The following is a 518-nucleotide window of genomic DNA, read 5'->3' as shown; positions in this document are numbered from 1 at the left end:
TGCCGTTTGCAGTATTTTGCTATTGGGTAGCGACATTCATCGGAGGTGCTTTGTGGGTGCTATACACCACAACAGAGAAAATTGGTGACGGTGACTTAACTTCTCGATTGGGCTTTCACCCTGGCCGTGACGAGTTTGGCACCATTGGCTGCGCACTAGATAAGTCGATGGATACATTAAGCGAACTGGTCAATAGCGTAAAAGAAAACGCCAATACGCTAAGTGAAACGTCATCTGCATTTGAACAAGACATGAAACTGAGCGAAACACAGATTACGCACCAGTACCAAACACTTGATTCTGTCGCAACCGCAATGGAAGAAATGACGGCGTCTGCCAAAGAGGTTTCGAGCATCTCTCAACAAGCGACCATGCAATCGGATCAAGATGCACAAAAAATAGAAACGAGCCGTAGCCGTGTACAGCACGTTATTGCTGAGATCGAAACCTTGTCGAGCTACATCGAGCAAGCTTCTTCATCAGTCACCAACTTAAATGAAAACACTACGCAGATTAAT

Annotated in this window: 1 protein-coding gene; it reads left to right on the top strand. The window is 45.6% G+C overall.

The window, feature by feature from the left end; genetic code table 11:
• Positions 1–518 (top strand): methyl-accepting chemotaxis protein (locus R7Q09_RS28365; RefSeq protein WP_318144235.1); only part of this gene is annotated, 518 nt, incomplete at both ends.

The sequence above is a fragment of the Vibrio sp. 2130-1 genome, assembly GCF_033339515.1.
This window is presented reverse-complemented; position numbering and strand designations above follow the sequence as displayed.